The following is a 20,232-nucleotide window of genomic DNA, read 5'->3' as shown; positions in this document are numbered from 1 at the left end:
CTAAAAAATAAGATTACGTAACTTTTAATGTTGGTATTTTTAAGGAAACCTTTGTGCCTATAGGTTTTTTAGAGTTATATAAGTCTTTTATTTCTAGGGAGTAAGATCCTATATATGATTCTGAAAAGTTTTCGAGTCTAGCTTTGGTGATATCTATGCCTAAAGATTTTCTTTCTAAATGTTTGTTGTCATTTATTTTTTTAGATGCAACGCGTCCAATACCATTGTCTATAATGTCTACAATTATATAACGAGAAGAAGTTCTACTAATATTTAAGGCTATTTTTTTACCACTATCTTTTGAAGATAAACCATGCCATAGTGCGTTTTCTAAAAAAGGTTGAAGCACTAATGATGGTATTTTAATAACTTCTGTGTTTATTGTAGGATCTATATTAATAACAAAATCTATTTCGTTAGAAAATCGAATGTTTTCAATATTCATGTAAATTTTCATGGTTTCAATTTCATCATGGAGTGAAGTTTCCTTTTCCTTAGATGCTATTAAAATCTTTCGTATTAATTTTGAAAATTTGTTAAGATAATAAACTGCATTTGCTTTGTCGTTATTTATTATATATAACTTAATGGAGTTGAGTGAGTTAAAGATGAAGTGTGGATTCATCTGGCTTCGTAACATATCTTGTTCTAAAGTTAAAATATGCTTGTCGCGTTTAAGAGCTCTTGTTCTGTAAATAAGAAATGTAGAAATACTTAAAGGAATTAAAAGTAGTGACGTATAGAGTATAATTTTTTTATTTCGTTCTAAGTGTAGACGAACGGATTCGTTTTCTTCGGCCAATGCTTTAATTTGATTGTTTTTGTTCTCATTTTCATAAGCAACTACAATATCATTTACGTATTGTAAATTTTGTTTTGTTAGAATGGTATTTTCTATTTCTTCAGCGTCTTGATAGTAGTTGAGCGCAGCTTTAAAGTCACCATTTTTCTTAGAAATTTCTGATAATAATTTACTAGATTCTGCAACTGAAGATTTTAAATTATATGCTTTAGAGATTTGAAGTGCCTTTTTTAAATGTTCATTGGCAGAGTTAAGCTGATTTGTTTGCAGTTCTAGCTTTCCAAAACTAATATAAGAAGCTACAATATAAAATTGATCTTCGAGATCCAAGGCTTTTTTTAAGGCTTCTGAAATAATTGGTCTTGCAGCTTTATAGTTTCCCTTTTTAAGATAAATTAGACCAATGCTATTGTAACAAATAACACGTCCAATTTCTGAGTCAATATTGTTATTGTAATTAAGTGACGTTTGGTAATTGACTAAAGCGTTATCTAAATGTTCTTTTGCTTCTTCTGCGTAGCCAATGTTGTGGTAGTTGATGGCGAGCCCTAATTTATCATCTATTCTTTTCCCAATAGTCAACGATTTATTAAATTGAGAGATGGCTAAATCATATTGTTTTAATACGAGATAAATATTCCCAATACTATTTTGAGAAACAGCAATATTATGTGATATTGATGTTGTAGGTTGTTCTATAGAGTTTGCTAATTTTAAGGCCTTGGTGTGGTAATCTAGTGCTAGTTTTACAATGTCCATACGTCTGTAGACAACACCAATCATATTAAAACTTATAATCTTGAATTCGTCACTATTTGCTTTTTCTGCATAAGCCTGTGCTTCTTGATGTAAATCTAAAGCGTTGTCGTAATTAGACTTGTCTCTTTGAATTACTCCTAAGGCATTCACAGCGTAGCAAGCGCCTTCATTATAAGTATGTTGTTTAGATAGAGTGAGTAATTGTTCCATCTTATCGGTATCTCGTCTAAACGGTTTTAATAATGAATCAATTGCTGCATGAGTTTTGGGCTTGTTTATTTCAATGAAGCTCAATGACTTGTCAAAAGTTGACTGTTGTGCATAACTGTTAACAGTAAATATAAAAATTAGGCTCAGTAAATTTATGAGTTTACCAAAATATGTAATGTTCATAAACTAGAATTTTTCTAAAAAGTCCGATTTTCTTTGTCTTGCTACAGGTATCTTGTGGTCGCTCTCCATAATTACATAACCTTCGTTTTTTACAAAAGCTTTAATTTTATTGAGATTTATAATATAAGAGTTGTGGATTCTAAAAAAGTAATGTTCGGGTAACATCGCGTTTACTTCCTTTAATTTTTTTGTAAGTACTATTTTCTTATTGTTATTTAAATATATAGTGCTGTAATTACCGTCAGATGCTATATAGACAAGATCATCAACATCTAAAAACAACAATTTTCCATCGGTGTCAATGGTGATCTTTTTTTTATCAAATTGCGAATTAAAATTTATAAGCATACGTTCTAATTGATTGGAGTTAATAGAGCGTTCACTGTGTTTTTTTATTTTTAAAATACAATCCTTTAAATCATCAGAGTCAATTGGTTTTAATAGATAATCAATAGCATCATTTTTTAAAGCCTTAATCGCGTATTCGTCATAGGCTGTGGTGATTATAACCGAGAAATTAATATCTTTTAATTTATCTAAAAACTGAAAGCCATCCATGGTGGGCATTTGCACATCGAGAAATAAGCAATCGGGCGTGTGAGACCTAAGATAGCCTAATGCTTCATCTGGATTTGTAAAGGTTTTTGTAACTTCTATCTCGTTATTAAAATTACTGAGTTCCCAAATTAAACTCTGTATAGCCTTGGGCTCATCATCTACAATTACGGCTGTAAGCATATTTAAGGTATATGCGCTAAATATAACAATATATTGATTATACAGAAGGTAATTGTATATACAATGCTTTTTTTTTAGGTTTAAAAGGTTAAAAAGGTGTGGTATTAATTTAATAACCCAACTATACATATTTATGTACCAATTATACATAACAATGTTAATTATCGGAATAAAATATGGATATTTGTGTAGTGAGATTAGTCAAAATTATTATAGCGAATTAGGGGTTTGCTTTTTTTGACTGAGCAGCTATTAGTCAGAAAAGATTAGAGTTTGTAAAAATTCTAATCTTTTCATTAAAATGTCAATTTTAGATAAGTGATTTTTAAAATTGCTTATTATAAAATTTAGTTAGTATTAGGATAAAAAGAGCGTTGTTTTCAACGCTCTTTTTTGTTTTATAAATGTTTTAAAATTAATTTTAAATCGTCAGTAAATACGCTTATTGACGTTTAATTTAATCAGAAAAAACTTACAAAAATATTAATTTCGAATAAGGTCTAAAGTCTTGTTTTATAAGGGTTTGATTGTTTTTTTGTAAAACTTCATGTTTTACAGGCGTTAAACCGCTTTGTTAAAAACTTGTTGACAACGTTTATCAAATCACCTTTCTTTTTTGACTACAATTGTCAATCTTTGCATCAGGCAAAATGAAAATGATTCTCGAATGTTTTTTTAAGATTAAAATTCGATACATCAAATTTAAAATCAAGCCCTTTACATTCCTCTAAAGGAAAAATTAAAACACGTTTTACGGTATTACTAATAGAATTTGGAATGATTCACTAACATTCTAATGGATATCTAGTCTTTAAAATTAAAAGATAAACTATGGAGATTACCCAGATTATAAAAAGAGATTATGAAACAAGTCCGTTTGTTTTAAATAAAATTTCTAACGCCATTGAAAAAGCAATGCTTTCTGTTGGAAATGGAAGCAAAGAAGACGCTAATGGTATTTCTGTAGATGTATTACAAACACTTCTAGATAGAAAAAAAACAGATCACAATTATTTACCTACGGTAGAAGAGGTACAAGATCTTGTTGAAGAAAAATTAATGAAAAGTGCTTTTCATGATGTAGCAAAAGCTTACATTTTATATAGAGACGAGCAAGCAAGAAGTAGAAAAACAAACATTTTTGAAAAGCGTATTAACTTAAAACCTTACGAATATCCAGAACTTAATGAGTATGTAGATGCTATTAGACACTCGTACTGGATTCATTCAGAATTTAACTTTACAAGTGATATTCAGGATTTTAAAACAAGGTTAACCATCGTTGAGCAAAATGCGATTAAAAATACCATGCTTGCAATTTCTCAGATAGAAGTTGCAGTAAAATCATTTTGGGGGGAGATTTATAACAAAATGCCTAAGCCCGAAATAGGATCTGTAGGTGCAACATTTGCAGAAAGTGAAGTACGTCACCACGATGCTTACTCGCATTTATTAGAGATATTAGGTCTTAATAACGAATTTAAGAATCTTAAGAAAAAGCCGGTAATAATGAGACGTGTTCATTATTTAGAAACCGCTTTAAAGAATGCAAAAAGTGAAGACAATAAAGAATATGCAGAGTCAATTTTATTGTTCTCTTTATTTATTGAGCATGTGTCTTTATTTTCACAATTCTTAATCATCATGGCATTTAACAAACATAAAAACATGCTTAAAGGAGTGTCTAATGTGGTTGAAGCGACTTCGAAAGAAGAGCAAATTCATGGTGATTTTGGGATTGATATTATCAAAATTATCAAAAAAGAAAATCCAACTTGGTTCGACGCAGAACATAGCACTCTAGTAAGAGAATTATGTGTTGAAGCTTATGATTCTGAAAGTAAACTAGTGGATTGGATTTTTGAAGCAGGTGAACTAGAGTTTTTACCTAAAAATGTAATTAATGAATTTATTAAAAACAGATTTAATAATTCATTAGAAAGCATTGGCATCGAAAAAGTATTTGATGTTGATGAAACCTTATTGGCACAAACCGAATGGTTTGATGATGAGATTATAGGAACAAAACATGGAGATTTCTTCGTAAAACGTTCTATAAACTATGCTAAGAGACAAAAAAGTGTAACCGGAGACGACTTATTTTAAACCACAACGACCATATGAACCAAGACATTAAAAATACAGTGATTCACGAATCAACAAAAACATCTAGCCACGATGAATTAATTAAAGCTAGAAAAGAAGCAATAAAAGAAGCTAAAGCAGCACCAGAAATTAAGTGGTTAACAGAAAATAGTCGTCAGTTTTTAGCCTCAGGATACCTAACAGGAGATACAACACCTGAAGAGCGTATAAGAGAAATTGCTGATAATGCAGAAAAAATATTAGGCATCGATGGTTTTGCCGATAAGTTTTATGGCTACATGGCCGAAGGTTACTATTCATTAGCATCACCGGTTTGGTCTAACTTCGGAAAAAAACGTGGCTTACCAATCAGTTGTTTTGGTTCGCACATTTCTGATGATATGGGAGATATTCTATATACACAGTCTGAAGTTGGTATGATGTCTAAATTAGGGGGTGGTACTTCTGGTTATTTTGGTAAATTAAGACATAGAGGTGCACCGGTAAAAAATAACGGTGAATCTTCAGGAGCAGTTCATATTATGCAATTGTTCGAAAAAATGGTCGATGTTGTAAGTCAAGGTTCAGTGAGAAGAGGTCGTTTTTCTCCATACTTACCAATTGAGCATGCAGATATTCACGAGTTTTTAGAAATAGGTACGGAAGGAAATCCAATACAAGAGTTAACCCATGGTGTTACTGTTGGTAACGAGTGGATGCAAGAAATGATTGATGGCGATTCTGATAAAAGAGCCATCTGGGCAAAAGTATTACAACGTAGAGGAGAAATAGGATATCCTTATATTTTCTTTAGAGACAATGCTAATAATAAAGCTCCAGATGTTTATAAAGATAAGAATCATGAGATTTACGCGAGTAACTTATGTTCAGAAATTATGTTGCCTACAAACGACCGTTGGTCTTTTGTTTGTGTACTATCTTCTATCAACTTATTACATTACGATAAGTGGAAAGATACCGATGCTGTAGAAACTATGGTCTACTTTTTAGATGCGGTTTTAGAAGAATTTATTACCAAATTAGAAGTTTACAGAGATTCTGAAAACCGTGACGATAGACATACATTTATGTTTATGGAAAAAGCATACACGTTTGCTAAAGAAAACAGAGCTTTAGGTTTAGGAGCTTTAGGATGGCACTCTTTATTACAATCTAAAATGGTAAGTTTTGATAGTAAAGAAGCTTTTGATTTAAATAGTGAGATCTTTAAAACAATTAAAGACAAATCTGTAAAAGCATCAGAAGAATTAGCTAAGTTATTTGGTGAGCCAGAAGTTTTAAAAGGCTACGGAAGGCGTAACACAACCTTAAATGCTGTAGCACCAACAACATCTTCAGCGTTTATTTTAGGACAAGTATCTCAGGGTATTGAGCCAATATGGTCTAATAGTTATGTAAAAGATATTGCTAAAATTAAAACGACGATTAAAAACCCGTATTTAGTAGCGCTTTTAGAAGACAAAGGATTAAACACTAGTGCAATTTGGAAAAGCATCCGTGATTACGATGGTTCTGTACAACATTTAGATGAGCTTACAGAAGAAGAAAAAGACGTATTTAAAACCTATTCTGAAATTGACCAAATGACCATTATTTATCAGGCGGCAAACAGACAAAACCACATAGATCAATCACAGTCATTGAATATTATGGTGCATCCAGATATGCCCGTTAAAGATATTAATAAGCTTTATGTTACCGCTTGGCAGTTAGGTGTAAAATCATTGTACTACCAACACAGTATGAATGCTGCACAGAAGTTTAAGCAAAAGAAAGATTGTGCTAGTTGTGAAGGTTAATAGCTAGTATAATACAAGTGCTAATTTAAAACCACTCTGAAATATGGGTGGTTTTTTAGGCGAAATTTCAAAGTGCTAAAGTTGGTGTATCATCTTGATATTTAGGTTTTTACAAATTTTTATTTGTATAAAGTGTCACAATTAAAGATTCATGGGTGTCGCTTAAAAAAGAGATTAAATAATAAGTTTAATTAAATTAAAAATGAGGAGTAGAAAAAAGGCATAAAAAAAGGAACATGTGAATATTCCTCTTGGTTTATTTGAATACAAATTTGGATCCGACCCCTAATATTGTATGAAAAAATAGAAATGAGATTAACTCGTCTCGCTTTCGTTCTGCAAAGAAACGAAATTTGAATATTTCTACCAAGTTAAATATTTCCATAAATGAGTTAGTGGTCTAAAATCGTAGTGTTTTTCAGGCTTTATGAATCTGAATTACTTATAAACCACTTTTTGTTAATAATTGTATAAACTTTAAAATAAGGTGTTTATACATAAATAATATTTAAAAGATGCAAATAGAAATATTCAAGTTTGAATCAGAAGAAGAACAAATGTTCAACGAAATTAGAACAGTAGAAATTGATGGTGAAATTTGGTTTGTAGCAGCTGATGTTACTAACGTATTAGGTTATTCAAACGGAAAAGAGGCTGTAGCTGGACTTTGTAAAATAAAGGGTGTCAAGAAACACGATATCCCGACTCAAAGTGGAAACCAAAAAGTTACATTAATCAATGAACCAAACATTTATAGATTAACCGTTAAATCAAAATTAGAATCCGCTGAAAAATTTGAAGACTGGTTATTCGAGGAAGTTATTCCTTCAGTCAGAAAAAAAGGTTTTTACGGAAGGATTGACAGAAGCCAAGAACCTAATTTTTATTTAAGATATAAAGATAATCTTCATAAAATAGATAGAAATTACTTTTCTGTTATTAGTGAGTTATTTGTAACACTAAATGCTGAATTAGAAAAGGTAGGATATGAAATCCCAGATAGAAGTGAAACAGGAAAACAAATAATGCCAGATATTTCAGTTGGAATAATGTTTTCAAACTTTCTTAAAAAAATCGGTTCCGAATTTAATGGATCACACAGGTTTTACGACCATTCATTTCTGGATGACAGGCCAGATGTTGAAGCTCGTATGTATCCTTTAGAGGTGTTACCAACCTTTAGAAAGTTTATATTTGATAAATGGATACCTGAAAATGCACAAAACTATTTCAAAGAACGTGACCCTTTAGCATTAGATTATTTACCAAAACTGCTAGAGAGTTAAAAAGGGAGTATATAATGTTATATAAAAAAAAGCATCTCAGAAATGAGATGCTTTTTTTATATTAGAGTTTTGCTTCGTGATCTTAAAGTATTATAAATTAAATATGAAAAACATTCTATTCCTATTACTAATCTCAATAAGTACTTCAATGGTGGCGCAATCAGGCCAGGCAGTCCTTATTTTAAAAGACAGTACTCAAATTAAAGGGTATGGTGAGATTAGCGGAATTAGTTCAATTGTTTCTGTTAAATTCAAGAATGATACCTTAAAATATAAAACCTATAAATCAAAAGATCTTATCGGTGTAGATATTCTAGAAAACGATTATTACAGAAAATTCCGTTATAAATATATTGATGGTGATAAGTATCCAGAAATTATGGAAATTGTTGCTATAGATAATTTAAGCCTTTATGTGAGAGTTTATGAAGGCGGTGTTTTATCTAATTCATTTTTAAATGAAGTACCATTTCATATTTTAAATGAAGTACCATTTCATACGCTTCCAAATCAAACTGTAATATTAGATAATGGTCAGGAAATAAGTTTAAGTCAAAGTCGTAACATTTATATAGAAATAGATATTCCGAGATATAGTTACTATGTTGGTCTTGGTGATAGTGATCATGTAGAACATCTCTATACTAAAGGACTACCTTTTGCTAAAAGCTTTAAGAAATCAATGAATAAATACTTTAAAGATTGTTCTGCTTTGTTAGAGAAAGTTGAGAATAAAGAATTTTCAAAAGATAACTTAATAGACGTATTAGAATTTTATAATCAAAATTGTTTTAAACCAAATTCTAATTAAAACCATAAGTTGAAAATCTACTCTTCAACCAAAGTATCTGTTCCTAAATATTTATCAGCTTTGTTATAATACCAAGCTCTTACTTTAGGGATTTTAATACCGTTTAGAAGTGTTTCTTCAGAAAGTAAGATATATTCACCACTATCTGGTTTCTCTTTACCATTCTCGTCTGTTTTAAAGAACTGATAGATTTCCAAGGCATAAGTCTTAGGGTTAAAATAGAAGTACCAAACATCGCTTCCTACGGCTTCATCATAAGTCACTTTTAAAACCAAATAGTCTTTGCCTTTAAAGGTTTTCTTTTCAACCTTATCATTAAGATTGGTGCCGGCGTCTTTCAACTTCATCGGTAAACCATATAAATACGAATAGTAGTTTTTGTACAACGTAGCTCTATCGCAAGTCATGTTCTTTTGTTTAGCAGTTGAGCTATCTAAAACCTTTCCGTTATACCTCATAGTACATTTATGCTTGTTTAAAGTGTAAGTGGTGGTAGTGGTATCTTTTGTGGCGGTAACGCTAAAATATTCAGCGGGTAAATTAATTGAAATGATACTGGTACGTTTTGCGAATTCTGGTGTCGTCATTTCTACAGTGAAGGTCTCACTAAATGTCTTCCAATTTCCGTTAGGGTCATGATATGTAATGGCTTTATCTAATAAGGTTTCAGGACTTATATTCTGGCCGTAACTTAAAAAAGCGATAAGGAAGAGGCTGTATGTAAAAAATGATTTCATAGCTTTAATTTTGCTACAAATTACACATTAGGGCATAAAAAAAAGCATCCAATGCCGAATTTTACGGGAGGATGCTTTTTTGTGTTAAAATCTAAAAAGATTTTTTTCTTATTTTTCTTCCATTAACGCGAAGAACTTATCAATGTTTGGCATTAAGATAATACGTGTTCTACGGTTTTTAGCTCTGTTTTCTTTAGTATCATTTTCAACTAGAGGTTGGTAGCTACTACGACCAGATGCAATTAATTGCTCTGGTGCAACTTTAAACTGGCCTTGTAATTTTCTAACAACAGATGTTGCACGTAATACACTTAAATCCCAGTTGTCTGCAATTTTATCAGTGCTGATGCTTCTAGCATCTGTATGACCCTCAACCATAACATCTAAACTTGGCTCAGAGTTAATGACGTCAGCTAATTTTTGTAAAATTTTGTCAGCTTTGTTTCCAACTCTGTAACTTGCTGTGTTAAATAACATATCGTCATCAATAGAGATCATAACAACAGTTTCGTTAATATCTACTACGATATCTTCGTCTTCATTAAGATCGCTAGTGTTCATAGCTTTGCTTAAGTTGTACTGAATGGCTAAATTCATTGAATCTTTCAAAGTTTTTGCTCCAGCTAATTTTGCAGCATCTACATTTTTCAATGTTTCTTTCATCTTTTCTTTACTAGCTACAGATGCTACAGTACCATCTTCAGCTATTTGAAATTTAGACTTACCGCTTTCAACTTCTTCGTTTAAAGATTGTATTTTAGAATTGTAATCGCTAACGCGAGCTTCTATTGCAGCAAATTTATTTTCTAAATCTTCTTTTTCTACTCTTGTTTTAGTTAGTTCGCTTGTAATCTCTCCGTTTTGCTGCTCTAGGGCTACGTATTTCTTTTTTGAAACACAAGCAGTTAACATAACGGTTGTAACTAATAGGATTGAAATTTTTTTCATCGTAGGTTTTAATTTAATTAATTTCTAAAGTACATATACGCCATAAGTCGTATTTTGGATGTTGAAACGCCTTAATTTTTTTTGAAAAAACAAAGCGTTTCATTATAATTATCTAATTATTAGGTGAATACTAATAATTTTTATTCTTCTTCTTGTGTTTCTTTTTCAGTAGTTAACGTCGCTGGTTTCACAGAACTATCGTGCGCATTGTAATACTCTTCTAAAAGATTCATCATTGCAGATAAGAGATCTTTAGTCTCTAATAATAAACTGAAGTATAATGTAGTGTTTTTAGGGCTTGATTCTTCAGTACGTGTACGCTCTACTTGTTTCTGAATTTTTTCAGTCACTAAGTTGTAAACTTTAGATCTATCATTTAAAATTTCGCCAATTTTCTCAAAAGATCTAGAATCAAAAGCTATTTGAGCATTGTTAAATAAAGCTTCAATTTTTTCATCTATTTCTTTTAACTCTTTTATCTGAGAGAATTTTAATTTCTTATGATTGTTATTAACGTGCTTATGACTCGTTTTAGAAATGTAATCTAAAGATTGGGTAATGTCTTGTAAATAGCCTAAAATATTAATATAAAAATTACTGGCTGACAGACTTGGCTCTTCTAGGTTTTTAATAAAATAGAAGATGTTATCTCTTAAATCATCAATTTCATTAGAAAGCTTGTCTATTTGCTTTTTGTTCTTCTTTAATACTTTTAAATCTTGAACAGCTAAACCATTAATAGCTGAAGAATAAATTTTATTACCACGTTTTACAACACTAGCAATGTTAGAAGCACTTTCGTGTATAACACCTTGTGTAGAGCTACTTTCAGCTTTTTCTAATTGATCTTCTTCTTTCATCATTTTAGAACTCTGACGATGCGATATAAAACTCCTTAATAATAAAAGTATCGCTAAAACTAACAAGCCTACTAAAGCATAACCTTCTCCATGATATAAAATAAAAGCCATAATTGCTGCAGCAACAAATGCGCTGAATGCTGTAAAGAACCAACCTCCAATAACATTTAATACACCAGCAACTCTATACACAGCACTTTCACTTCCCCAAGCTCTATCGGCTAAAGACGTACCCATAGCAACCATAAAGGTGACGTATGTTGTAGATAAAGGTAGTTTCATTGATGTAGCAATAGAAATTAATACACTAGCTACCATTAAGTTTACAGCTGCTCTTACTAGGTCAAACGCTGGTAAATCCTCTGCTTTTCCAATCACTTTTGGCTTTACAAATTGTTTGTCTGCCCATTCCATATAAGGTTTGGGTAATACACTATTTAAGGTGTTTGATATTGTAATTGTAGATCTAACGATCATCCGAGATAAAAAGTTAGGTTCAAAACGTTCCTTAACTTCATCTTGTCTCGATAAATCTACAGAGGTTTTAACCACTGAACGTGCTTTGCTAGAAAACCATAAGGTTAATACCATAATAAGGCCTGCAATAAGTAATAATATAGGTTGTGTTTGTACAGGTGCACTTAAAGCTGTCATTACATATTCTGTTGGTAAAGCTCCACTAGTAGACCAGGCTTCATAAGAATTATAAGCTGCAATGGGTACACCAATAAAATTCACTAAATCGTTACCCGCAAATGCTACGGCAAGTGCAAACGTACCGACGACTATGATAACGGTGTATATATTGGTTTTAAATGTATGAATTACTAAATAAGAAATTAATGTTAAAACTATAAAACTAATCGCTATTAATGCCACGGGATTAGATGCTATTAAGTTGGTAAGATCCGCACTCATAAAACTAGCGTTCTTAACTCCCTTTATTAATATGAAGTATAGAATAGAGGTGTTAGCAACACCACTAAAAATAGCCCCATACCAAGATGGCTTTTCTTGAAACTTAAAAGTTAATAATAACCTTGAGGCATATTGAATAACTGCACCAATAGAAAAAGCAACAACTACAGAGAGTAGTATTCCTAATATAATTTCTATGGCTTTAGAGTTATTAATGTATGTACTTAGGTCTACAATAGTTTGAGAACTATCGCTATATATTTTAATTAATGCTACAGCCACAGAAGCCCCTAAAAGTTCAAAAACAATAGAAACTGTTGTTGATGTTGGCATACCTAAGGTATTAAAGAAATCGAGCAGTAGAATGTCTGTGAGCATTACAGCCATAAATATGACCATAATTTCATTAAACATAAATTCTCCAGGATTAAAAATACCCTTACGTGCAACTTCCATCATTCCGCTAGAGGTTAAGGCACCGACAGCAACACCAAGACTGGCTACTATCATTATCGTTTTAAACGATACCGCTTTAGATCCTATTGCAGAATTTAAAAAGTTTACAGCATCATTACTTACACCAACTACTAAGTCTGCTACAGCTAAAAAAGCTAGTGCAACAAGCATATAGATATAAAGGTTGTCCATTAAAATTATAATAAAAATTGAATGCAAAGTACCTTTTTTATTTTCAACAGAATGTTACCTCAATGTTATTATTAAAGGCAATCTCAAAGCGAAAATTGATGCTTTATACGCAATAGGTTTGTACTGTAAATATATTAAGATCTATGTTGAAAGTGTGGTGATTTAGAACAAAATTTAAGGAGTCTAAAATGTAGAACTCATTTAGTTTATTTTAAAGCACAGTAATTTGTGACAGAAAATTCTGAAACGTTATTCTTGGTTTTCCTGCTAATATTAAGATCCGACTATAATTGAAGATTATAATTACAGGTTAATAAACTTGAAATTAATAGTGTTTTTTGAAGGTTTAAAAGGTTATTTTATTGGAACGCTTAGACTTTGTAGGTCTCTAATTTGCGCTAGCGATTATTTTAATGATATAAAATTATGAGTTTTAGATGTTATGTAACTTGTGTTGAAACACTTAAATAGCTGTAAATGAATATATTAAAGTTTTAATGTTACCTAAATGTTATGTTAATGTTGTTTAAATGTAAAATTAGTGTTATATTCGTAATGTTAACATTAATAAAACCCAAGAAATTATGAAAAAGATAGTAACGTTATTAGTAATGCTGTGTGTAGGGTTTTCTTTCGCACAAGATAAAACCAATCCAAAATTAGAGAAAAAAGATAATTTAGTAGTAGCAACTTATTACCATGATAATGGAGAGGTACAGCAAACAGGTACATTTGACACTGATGGTAAGTTACAAGGTGAATGGACGAGTTATGATGCTAAAGGAAACAAATTAGCTTTTGGAACTTATGAAGCTGGTAAAAAAGTTGGTAAATGGTTTTTCTGGAATGATAATAAATTAAAGGAAGTTGATTATTCTGAAAATACTATTGCTAACGTATATGAGTGGAGCAACAGTAAAAAAATATTAGCTTCGAACTAAAGCGGAGTTTTAAATTTTATGAAATAAAAAAAGCATCCTTTTCAGGATGCTTTTTTATTGTTTTTATTTTAAATATTAGTTGGTTGCCCAAGAAAAATCAGTTGCTACTACTGTAGAAGTAGTATAACTTGCAGTTTCGTCAGCATTAGCATTATCAGCTAAAACATTTGAAACTGGAGCATCATCTCTGAAATCAAATTGATCATCAAATCCTGTTAATGTTAAACCAGTTATAGTACATCCTGAGTTGTTCTTAATTTGAACAGCTGTCCCTCCATTAGTTGAAACTGCAGTAAAGTTTACTATAGTTGGGTTGTTGTTAACACCATCTGCTTCAATAGCAGTAGAAAAACCATCGATAGTTAAATTAACAAATGTGTTTGTTAATGTTCCATTCCATCCTTCAGTCCAATCCACAGAATCATCTTGTAAGTTTTCTGCATAGAAATTAGTTAAGTTAACTGTTCCTCCAAAAAATTCAACACCATCATCAGCACCACCTATTACAGCAATGTTTGTTAATGTTGTTCCATTACCAACAGCATATAATGTTAATCCATTAAATTGAGAATCCGCATTAATTTGTGCGCCAGTATCTTTTAAAATTAAATAATTGATGCTACCAGAGTTATCAGAATCATCTGATCCTCCATAAGATAATCCACCAACTTCAGCAATTGCATTTACACCTTCTGTTGTTGTAGCATTACCACAAATTAATAATCCACCCCAAGCTTCTCCGTCATCAGAGTTCATTATAACTGGATTTGCTTCAGTTCCTTGGATATCAATAGTAGCTCCTTTTAATACAGCAATATAGTTAGCAGTACCTGATTGAGAAACGATGTTTGTTCCTGCAGGAATAGTTAATGTTGCTCCACTGTTTACTAAAACAGGACCATTTATTGTGTAAGTTGTAGAAGCATCAAGCGTTAAATCGCTAGAGATATTTGCAGGTAAAGTAGAACCAGAAATATCACTTGCATTTGTTACCCATGCAAATAAACTTGCATTTGTTGATGATGTAGAATAGACAGCATCTTCAGCAACATCAGCATTTTCACCATCAACCATTAAATTAGATACTGGAGCGTCATCTCTAAAATCAAAAGTAGTTTCAAAACCTGTTAAAGTTAAACCGTTGATAGTTGCGCCTGAATCATTTTTGATTTGGATAGCAGTTCCTCCGTTTGCAGAAATTGCAGTAAAGTTAACTAAAGTTGGGTTGTTGTTTACACCATCGGCTTCAATTGCAGTAGAAAAACTACTGATTGTGTTTGTAACGTAAGCGTTAGTTAAGGTTCCGTTCCATCCCTCTGTCCAGTCAACAGCGTCATCTTCATTGTTTTCTAAATACATGTTGTTTGGAGATACAGTTCCACCAAAAAACTCAACACCATCGTCAGATCCATTAATAATAGCAACATTATCAATTGTAGTAGATGTACCAACAGCATATAATGTTAAACCATTAAACTGAGAGTCTGCATTGATTTGAGCACCTGCATCTCTAATAATTAAATAATCAATATTACCAGAATCATCGGCATCATTTGTTCCACCATAAGATAAGTTACCTACTTCAGCAGTAGCATTAACTCCTTCACTTGTTGTAGCGTTACCACAGATAACTAAACCACCCCAAGACCCTGCATCTCCGTTAGATCTCATTATAACAGGACTATCAGCTGTTCCTTGTACATCTATTTTACCTCCTTGTAATATTGTGATGTAGTTTTCTGTACCTACGTTAGATACAATCTCTGTACCTGCAGGAATTGTTAAAGTTACACCTTCTGGTACAATTACAGTACTTGCAATTGTGTACTGCTCCGTTGCGTCTAATGTTCTGTTCGACGCTATAACACCCGCTAAATTTGTTTCGACAGTAGGTGTATCCCCGCCACCGTCATCATCGCTATCACAAGATGTAAATAAAACACCTGTAACCATTGCTAAACTTAATAATCTGCTTAAAGTTTTCATCGTTTTAAAATTTAAATTATTTTTTTTGGTTAAAATTTGTAGCTAATAGAAAGTGATGTATTCACCCCTGTATTATATGAAAGCACAGTGTCCTGAGAGGTTAGGCCTGTTGCTGACGATTGATTGTTTTGTACTCGATTTATAGTCGGATTCAATAGGTTTTGAGCAGTAAGACTTAAATTCCATTTGTCATTGATTTCCTTATTCAAAATAAAGTCTAATCTTACTACACCTTCTTCAATTATTTCTCCGTTAAAAAAAGTTTCAGGCTGACTCTGATTTCTTGGTGCACCTAATGAATAGATTTTGTCAGATGCGTAGTTACCAGAAAGTGTAATTTCATATGGATGTTTCGTTCCTGTATTGAAAGTAAGTGCGATATTCGTTATCCAATCTGATGCTCCTTCTAATCCTATTTCAGTTTTTCCACCGTATCTATAGGTTCTTGTTAAGTCCCCATTGCTATTTCTTACTTCCTTTAGATCTTGAACATGGTCTAAGTAAGAGATATTACCCGATAACTTTAGGTTAGGCATTGAGTCTTGTTTTTTAATAATATAGACACGTCCTTCTAATTCTGCACCAATTACGGTTGCTTCGTTACCTGTATTGAAATAAGAAAAGACACTTCCATCTGCTCCTAATCGTAATGTTTTGTTTATTGGATCTTCGATGCGCTTATAAAAAGCAGTTAAAGAAATTAACTCATCGTTGCTAGGAAATAACTCATATTTTAAATCTAAATTAATATTTTTTGAAGCTATGATATCTGGATTTCCTGATGTTATAAGTCCTTCAGGAGATACATATTCAAATGGTGCAATTTCTTTAAATTCTGGTAGTGTTTGACTAAAACTACCTGCTAAACGTATCGCTGACTTCTCTGTTAAGTCATATTTTAAATTTAGAGAAGGGTATAGACGTTCGTAATTTTGTAATGATTGCCCAATACGTGGTAAAAATGTTTCTGGATTAATGTAGTTACCAACATCAAAATTAACATCTATTTCATCCTTTTGGTAGCGTAACCCTACTTGTGCTGTGAACTTATTAAATACACCTACAAAGTCAACAAAACCAGCAAAAGAAGTTAAGTTTCCATCATAAAAATCTGGTGATACTGGATTGAAATCTAATAAACCATTATCAAAATTTTGTTGGGTAAAAATGTTTGAAAGGCCATCAACAGATGTTGGGTTTAATGATCCTCTAGTTTGTTCAACAACTCCGTAAAATTGTGATCTAAAGTCACGAGATTTGTTTCTCATGGTTCCTCCAAAGGTTAATTTTAATAGATCATCACCATCATCATTTTGTTTTAAAACAACCTTATCTATAATATTTGCACTATATTCTGTGTCAGTAATTTCTTGTACGGATTTACGTTGTTGTGTTCCTCCAATAAAAGCAAATTCAATAAGGTCTGTATCGTTGATGAAGTTAAGTTCGTTTCTGATACGATTTGGTTCATTTGCTGAAACATAGTTATATCCTGCAGCCCACTCTAAAGTATTGTTTTCAGAAATATTATGCTCACCTAGTAATTGTGTAACAGATAATAAGGTATTCTTGATGTTTTGATCTCTAACAAATTGAAAACCTTCATCAGTGTTATCTAATTCTTCAAAACGTTCTGAAGTTCCTTTTCTACCTGCCTCATAAGTTTCTTCTAAAACTTTATTAATTCCAAAAGTGTTAAAGCTTAGATTATTGTTGTCATCCAACTTATATACAGCATTTAACATACCTACAGTGTTTACTGTTCTTAGCCAGGTTTTGTTGTCGTTATCTCTAATAAAATCTCTAATATTTCCTTGGTCGTATTGTTTAAAAATACCTTCGCGATATTCGTGATCTACAGATTGTCCTGCACTGAAGTATAGCCCTAATCGTTTTGATTCTCCAAACTTTCCACCGGCATTAAATGATACTGATGAATTAATAGGCGCACTAACATTTTGAGTATCCCAACTCTGTTGTGTAAGTGAATTACCTAAGTTGTCTGCGTCATAAGAACGGCTGTATATTCCAAGATTTACATCACTATTATTTGCAGTGACCTTAAAGTCATTAAATACTCCTGCGGCATTACTATTAACACCTGCACCTAGACTGACTCCAAATTCTTTTGATTTTGTAATTTTTTTAGAGACGATATCAATATTACCTGAAGCTTGATCAGCAGAATTAATTGGCGAAAAAGTTTTACTTATAGAAACATTTTGTACAAATCTAGTAGGGAAAAGGTCTAAGCTAATATTTTTTTGGTCTATGTTATCTGAAGGTACAGGTAGACCATTTAAAGTGGTTGTAAGATATCTATCTCCTAAACCTCTAACATAAATTTGACCTGTTCCTTCTGATTTTGAAACTCCAGATATTTTAGCTGTTGCTGCAGATGCATCTGAAACACCTAACCTAGCTAATTGCTCTGCACCAATACTCTCTTTTATCTCTACAGCTTTTTTTTGGTCTAAAAGAAGTGCTACCTCGCTTTCTTTTCGAGCCGAGGTTGTTATAACAACCTCATCCAAGCTTGCTGAGCTTGCGCTCATTGATACATTCATAGTAGTTGTTTTACCCGCAATTACATTAATAATAATTTCTTGCGTATCATACCCTACAAAACTGTATGAGATTGTATGTGAACCTGTTTCTAAGTTTTCAAGGGTGTATGACCCGTCAAAGTCAGATGTAGTTCCAATAGTTGTACCTTTAACAATAACATTAGCGAAAGGTAGAGGTTCATTGTTGAAATCTTTATCAGTCAGTTTACCTGTGATCGTACCAGTTTCTTGAGCGAAACACAATGATGCAATTAATGACGTTAGTAACGTAAATATTATTCTTATTTTCATTAAAGTTTAATCTTAAATATATTCCGCAAAGAAACTGTGATAATTCGCTAATTGAGTTATTCTAAAATTACCAATTTGTAATCAAAAGGTTAGTAAAACGTATCCTTAATATTAACTAGTTTTGGATATGGAAACAATTAGGTAACATTGGTTTTTGCTTAATCTTACCAAGCCTTATATAATGTATTGTATAGCAATTTATATATCTTGCATCTTCTAAGATTTAAACTATGAATTGGGAACAACTACTCTCGTTAAAGCGCTATGGCGATACAAATAAAAGATTAAGAAAAGAACAAGACGAAACACGTTTAGGCTTTGAGGTCGATTATGATCGTATTATATTTTCTGCGGAATTTAGAGGATTACAAGATAAAACTCAGGTTGTTCCATTGTCTAAAACAGATTTTGTACACACGCGGTTAACACATAGCTTAGAGGTAAGTGTTGTAGGTAGGTCTTTAGGAAGAAGAGTGGGGCAGTTGCTATTAAAAAAGCACCCACATTTAGAAACTTCTCACGGTTATAAAATGAATGACTTTGGTGCTATTGTTGCAGCTGCGGCTTTAGCTCACGATATTGGAAATCCACCGTTTGGTCATTCTGGTGAAAAAGCAATAGGTGCTTATTTTAAAGAAGGAAGTGGTGCTAATTTTAAAGACTTGTTAACGGCTAAAGAATATCAAGACCTATGCGATTTTGAAGGTAACGCTAATGGTTTTAAAATATTAACGGAAAGTAGAGAAGGTAGAGAAGGTGGTTTGCGTTTAAGTTATGCAACCTTAGGTGCTTTTATGAAGTACCCAAAAGAATCTTTACCAAAGAAACCAACCAATCATATTGTAGATAAGAAATATGGCTTTTTTCAGAGTGAAAAACAAATGTTTAATGATATTGCTACTGACTTAGGTCTAATTAAAAGACATGAGGACTATTTAAGTTTTCAAAGGCATCCATTAGCCTATTTAGTTGAAGCTGCAGATGATATTTGTTATACTATTATTGATTTTGAGGATGGTATTAATCTAGGGTTAATTGATGAAGAATATGCTTTAGAGTATTTAATTAATTTAGTTAGAGATAGTATTAAAACTGAAAATTACAATACCCTAAAAACGACTGTAGATCGTGTAAGCTATTTGCGAGCGTTAGCCATTGGAAGATTAATAAATGAAGCCGCAACACTTTTTATGAAACATGAAGATGCAATTTTGGCTGGTGAATTTGAAACGGGCTTGTTAGATGTAAGTCAGTATAAAGCACAAATAAAAGATATTATTGATATTAGTATTAATAATGTATACCGTTCTAAGGAGGTTATTAATAAGGAAATTGCTGGTTATCAGATTTTGAATCAATTGTTAGAATCTTTCGGAAAAATGGCCTTTAATTATTATGAAGGTAAGATGTCTAATTACGATAAATTACTGCTTAGTACATTGCCTGAAATTGTAAAACTTAGTAATGAATCTTTATATGAAAACCTGTTAGCTATTTGTCTTTATATTTCAAAATTATCAGATACAAATGCTATGCTATTACATAAAAAACTTCAAGGACAAATTCTATAGGTTGAAGAAATACAGTACGAAATTATGTTTTTAATCGTTTAAATTTGTTTTTTAGCGATATTTTGTTTTCT

General features: G+C 31.8%; 13 protein-coding genes. 6 read left to right on the top strand and 7 right to left on the bottom strand.

The genetic code is table 11. From position 1 onward, the window contains the following. Nucleotides 1-13: 13 nt before the first annotated feature. The gene (locus tag HM985_RS02975; protein WP_179374799.1) at nucleotides 14-1,954 is read right to left on the bottom strand and encodes a tetratricopeptide repeat-containing sensor histidine kinase; all 1,941 of its coding nucleotides are present in this window, start codon (nucleotides 1,952-1,954) and stop codon (nucleotides 14-16) included. Nucleotides 1,955-1,957: 3 nt separating this feature from the next. After that, the gene (locus HM985_RS02970) at nucleotides 1,958-2,692 is read right to left on the bottom strand and encodes a LytR/AlgR family response regulator transcription factor (protein ID WP_179374798.1); all 735 of its coding nucleotides are present in this window, start codon (nucleotides 2,690-2,692) and stop codon (nucleotides 1,958-1,960) included. 831 nt (nucleotides 2,693-3,523) lie between these two features. On the opposite strand from HM985_RS02970, the gene HM985_RS02965 reads away from it, so the two are divergent. The 4 genes from HM985_RS02965 to HM985_RS02950 all read left to right on the top strand — a co-directional run bounded on the left by HM985_RS02965 (nucleotide 3,524) and on the right by HM985_RS02950 (nucleotide 8,694). Beyond that, nucleotides 3,524-4,798 (top strand): ribonucleotide-diphosphate reductase subunit beta, encoded by a 1,275-nt coding sequence (locus tag HM985_RS02965; protein ID WP_179374797.1) that lies wholly within the window; start codon nucleotides 3,524-3,526, stop codon nucleotides 4,796-4,798. 14 nt (nucleotides 4,799-4,812) lie between these two features. After that, complete coding sequence (locus HM985_RS02960) at nucleotides 4,813-6,597, top strand: ribonucleoside-diphosphate reductase subunit alpha (protein WP_179374796.1); 1,785 nt, start codon at nucleotides 4,813-4,815, stop codon at nucleotides 6,595-6,597. A 515-nt stretch (nucleotides 6,598-7,112) separates the two neighbouring features. Continuing rightward, nucleotides 7,113-7,883, top strand: a complete 771-nt coding sequence (locus HM985_RS02955) for a BRO-N domain-containing protein (RefSeq protein ID WP_179374795.1) — start codon at nucleotides 7,113-7,115, stop codon at nucleotides 7,881-7,883. A gap of 103 nt (nucleotides 7,884-7,986) precedes the next feature. After that, nucleotides 7,987-8,694, top strand: coding sequence for a hypothetical protein (locus tag HM985_RS02950; protein WP_179374794.1), 708 nt, complete (start codon nucleotides 7,987-7,989; stop codon nucleotides 8,692-8,694). A gap of 17 nt (nucleotides 8,695-8,711) precedes the next feature. On the opposite strand, the gene HM985_RS02945 is transcribed toward HM985_RS02950, so the two are convergent. From HM985_RS02945 to HM985_RS02935, 3 genes are all read right to left on the bottom strand, one after another. Beyond that, nucleotides 8,712-9,431 carry a DUF6503 family protein gene (locus HM985_RS02945; protein WP_179374793.1) on the bottom strand — a complete coding sequence of 240 codons (720 nt, stop codon included), beginning with the start codon at nucleotides 9,429-9,431 and terminating at the stop codon, nucleotides 8,712-8,714. A gap of 108 nt (nucleotides 9,432-9,539) precedes the next feature. Then, a complete protein-coding gene (locus HM985_RS02940; protein WP_179374792.1) occupies nucleotides 9,540-10,379 on the bottom strand; it encodes an OmpA/MotB family protein in 840 nt (279 codons plus the stop codon). A 140-nt stretch (nucleotides 10,380-10,519) separates the two neighbouring features. Then, nucleotides 10,520-12,805, bottom strand: a complete 2,286-nt coding sequence (locus HM985_RS02935) for an inorganic phosphate transporter (protein ID WP_179374791.1) — start codon at nucleotides 12,803-12,805, stop codon at nucleotides 10,520-10,522. A gap of 584 nt (nucleotides 12,806-13,389) precedes the next feature. Between HM985_RS02935 and HM985_RS02930 the strand changes: the two genes are divergently transcribed. Further along, nucleotides 13,390-13,746, top strand: a complete 357-nt coding sequence (locus tag HM985_RS02930; RefSeq protein ID WP_179374790.1) for a toxin-antitoxin system YwqK family antitoxin — start codon at nucleotides 13,390-13,392, stop codon at nucleotides 13,744-13,746. Nucleotides 13,747-13,821: 75 nt separating this feature from the next. Here the strand turns inward: HM985_RS02930 and HM985_RS02925 are convergent, their stop codons facing one another. Together HM985_RS02925 and HM985_RS02920 are read right to left on the bottom strand one after the other, a co-directional pair. Further along, nucleotides 13,822-15,732, bottom strand: a complete 1,911-nt coding sequence (locus HM985_RS02925) for a beta strand repeat-containing protein (RefSeq protein ID WP_179374789.1) — start codon at nucleotides 15,730-15,732, stop codon at nucleotides 13,822-13,824. Between the two features lie 29 nt (nucleotides 15,733-15,761). Beyond that, complete coding sequence (locus HM985_RS02920; RefSeq protein ID WP_179374788.1) at nucleotides 15,762-18,590, bottom strand: TonB-dependent receptor; 2,829 nt, start codon at nucleotides 18,588-18,590, stop codon at nucleotides 15,762-15,764. Nucleotides 18,591-18,820: 230 nt separating this feature from the next. Here HM985_RS02920 and HM985_RS02915 point away from each other — a divergent pair, with 230 nt between their 5' ends. Beyond that, the gene (locus tag HM985_RS02915; RefSeq protein WP_179374787.1) at nucleotides 18,821-20,161 is read left to right on the top strand and encodes a deoxyguanosinetriphosphate triphosphohydrolase; all 1,341 of its coding nucleotides are present in this window, start codon (nucleotides 18,821-18,823) and stop codon (nucleotides 20,159-20,161) included. The last annotated feature ends 71 nt before the right edge of the window (nucleotides 20,162-20,232 follow it).

Origin of the sequence: Winogradskyella wichelsiae, from assembly GCF_013403925.1 — a bacterium.
Lineage (GTDB): Bacteria > Bacteroidota > Bacteroidia > Flavobacteriales > Flavobacteriaceae > Winogradskyella > Winogradskyella wichelsiae.
This window is presented reverse-complemented; position numbering and strand designations above follow the sequence as displayed.

Coding starts and splice junctions, on each gene's coding strand:
- HM985_RS02975 (WP_179374799.1), bottom strand. CDS start 1,954: ATGAACATTACATATTTTGGTAAACTCATAAATTTACTGAGCCTAATT.
- HM985_RS02970 (WP_179374798.1), bottom strand. CDS start 2,692: ATGCTTACAGCCGTAATTGTAGATGATGAGCCCAAGGCTATACAGAGT.
- HM985_RS02965 (WP_179374797.1), top strand. CDS start 3,524: ATGGAGATTACCCAGATTATAAAAAGAGATTATGAAACAAGTCCGTTT.
- HM985_RS02960 (WP_179374796.1), top strand. CDS start 4,813: ATGAACCAAGACATTAAAAATACAGTGATTCACGAATCAACAAAAACA.
- HM985_RS02955 (WP_179374795.1), top strand. CDS start 7,113: ATGCAAATAGAAATATTCAAGTTTGAATCAGAAGAAGAACAAATGTTC.
- HM985_RS02950 (WP_179374794.1), top strand. CDS start 7,987: ATGAAAAACATTCTATTCCTATTACTAATCTCAATAAGTACTTCAATG.
- HM985_RS02945 (WP_179374793.1), bottom strand. CDS start 9,431: ATGAAATCATTTTTTACATACAGCCTCTTCCTTATCGCTTTTTTAAGT.
- HM985_RS02940 (WP_179374792.1), bottom strand. CDS start 10,379: ATGAAAAAAATTTCAATCCTATTAGTTACAACCGTTATGTTAACTGCT.
- HM985_RS02935 (WP_179374791.1), bottom strand. CDS start 12,805: ATGGACAACCTTTATATCTATATGCTTGTTGCACTAGCTTTTTTAGCT.
- HM985_RS02930 (WP_179374790.1), top strand. CDS start 13,390: ATGAAAAAGATAGTAACGTTATTAGTAATGCTGTGTGTAGGGTTTTCT.
- HM985_RS02925 (WP_179374789.1), bottom strand. CDS start 15,732: ATGAAAACTTTAAGCAGATTATTAAGTTTAGCAATGGTTACAGGTGTT.
- HM985_RS02920 (WP_179374788.1), bottom strand. CDS start 18,590: ATGAAAATAAGAATAATATTTACGTTACTAACGTCATTAATTGCATCA.
- HM985_RS02915 (WP_179374787.1), top strand. CDS start 18,821: ATGAATTGGGAACAACTACTCTCGTTAAAGCGCTATGGCGATACAAAT.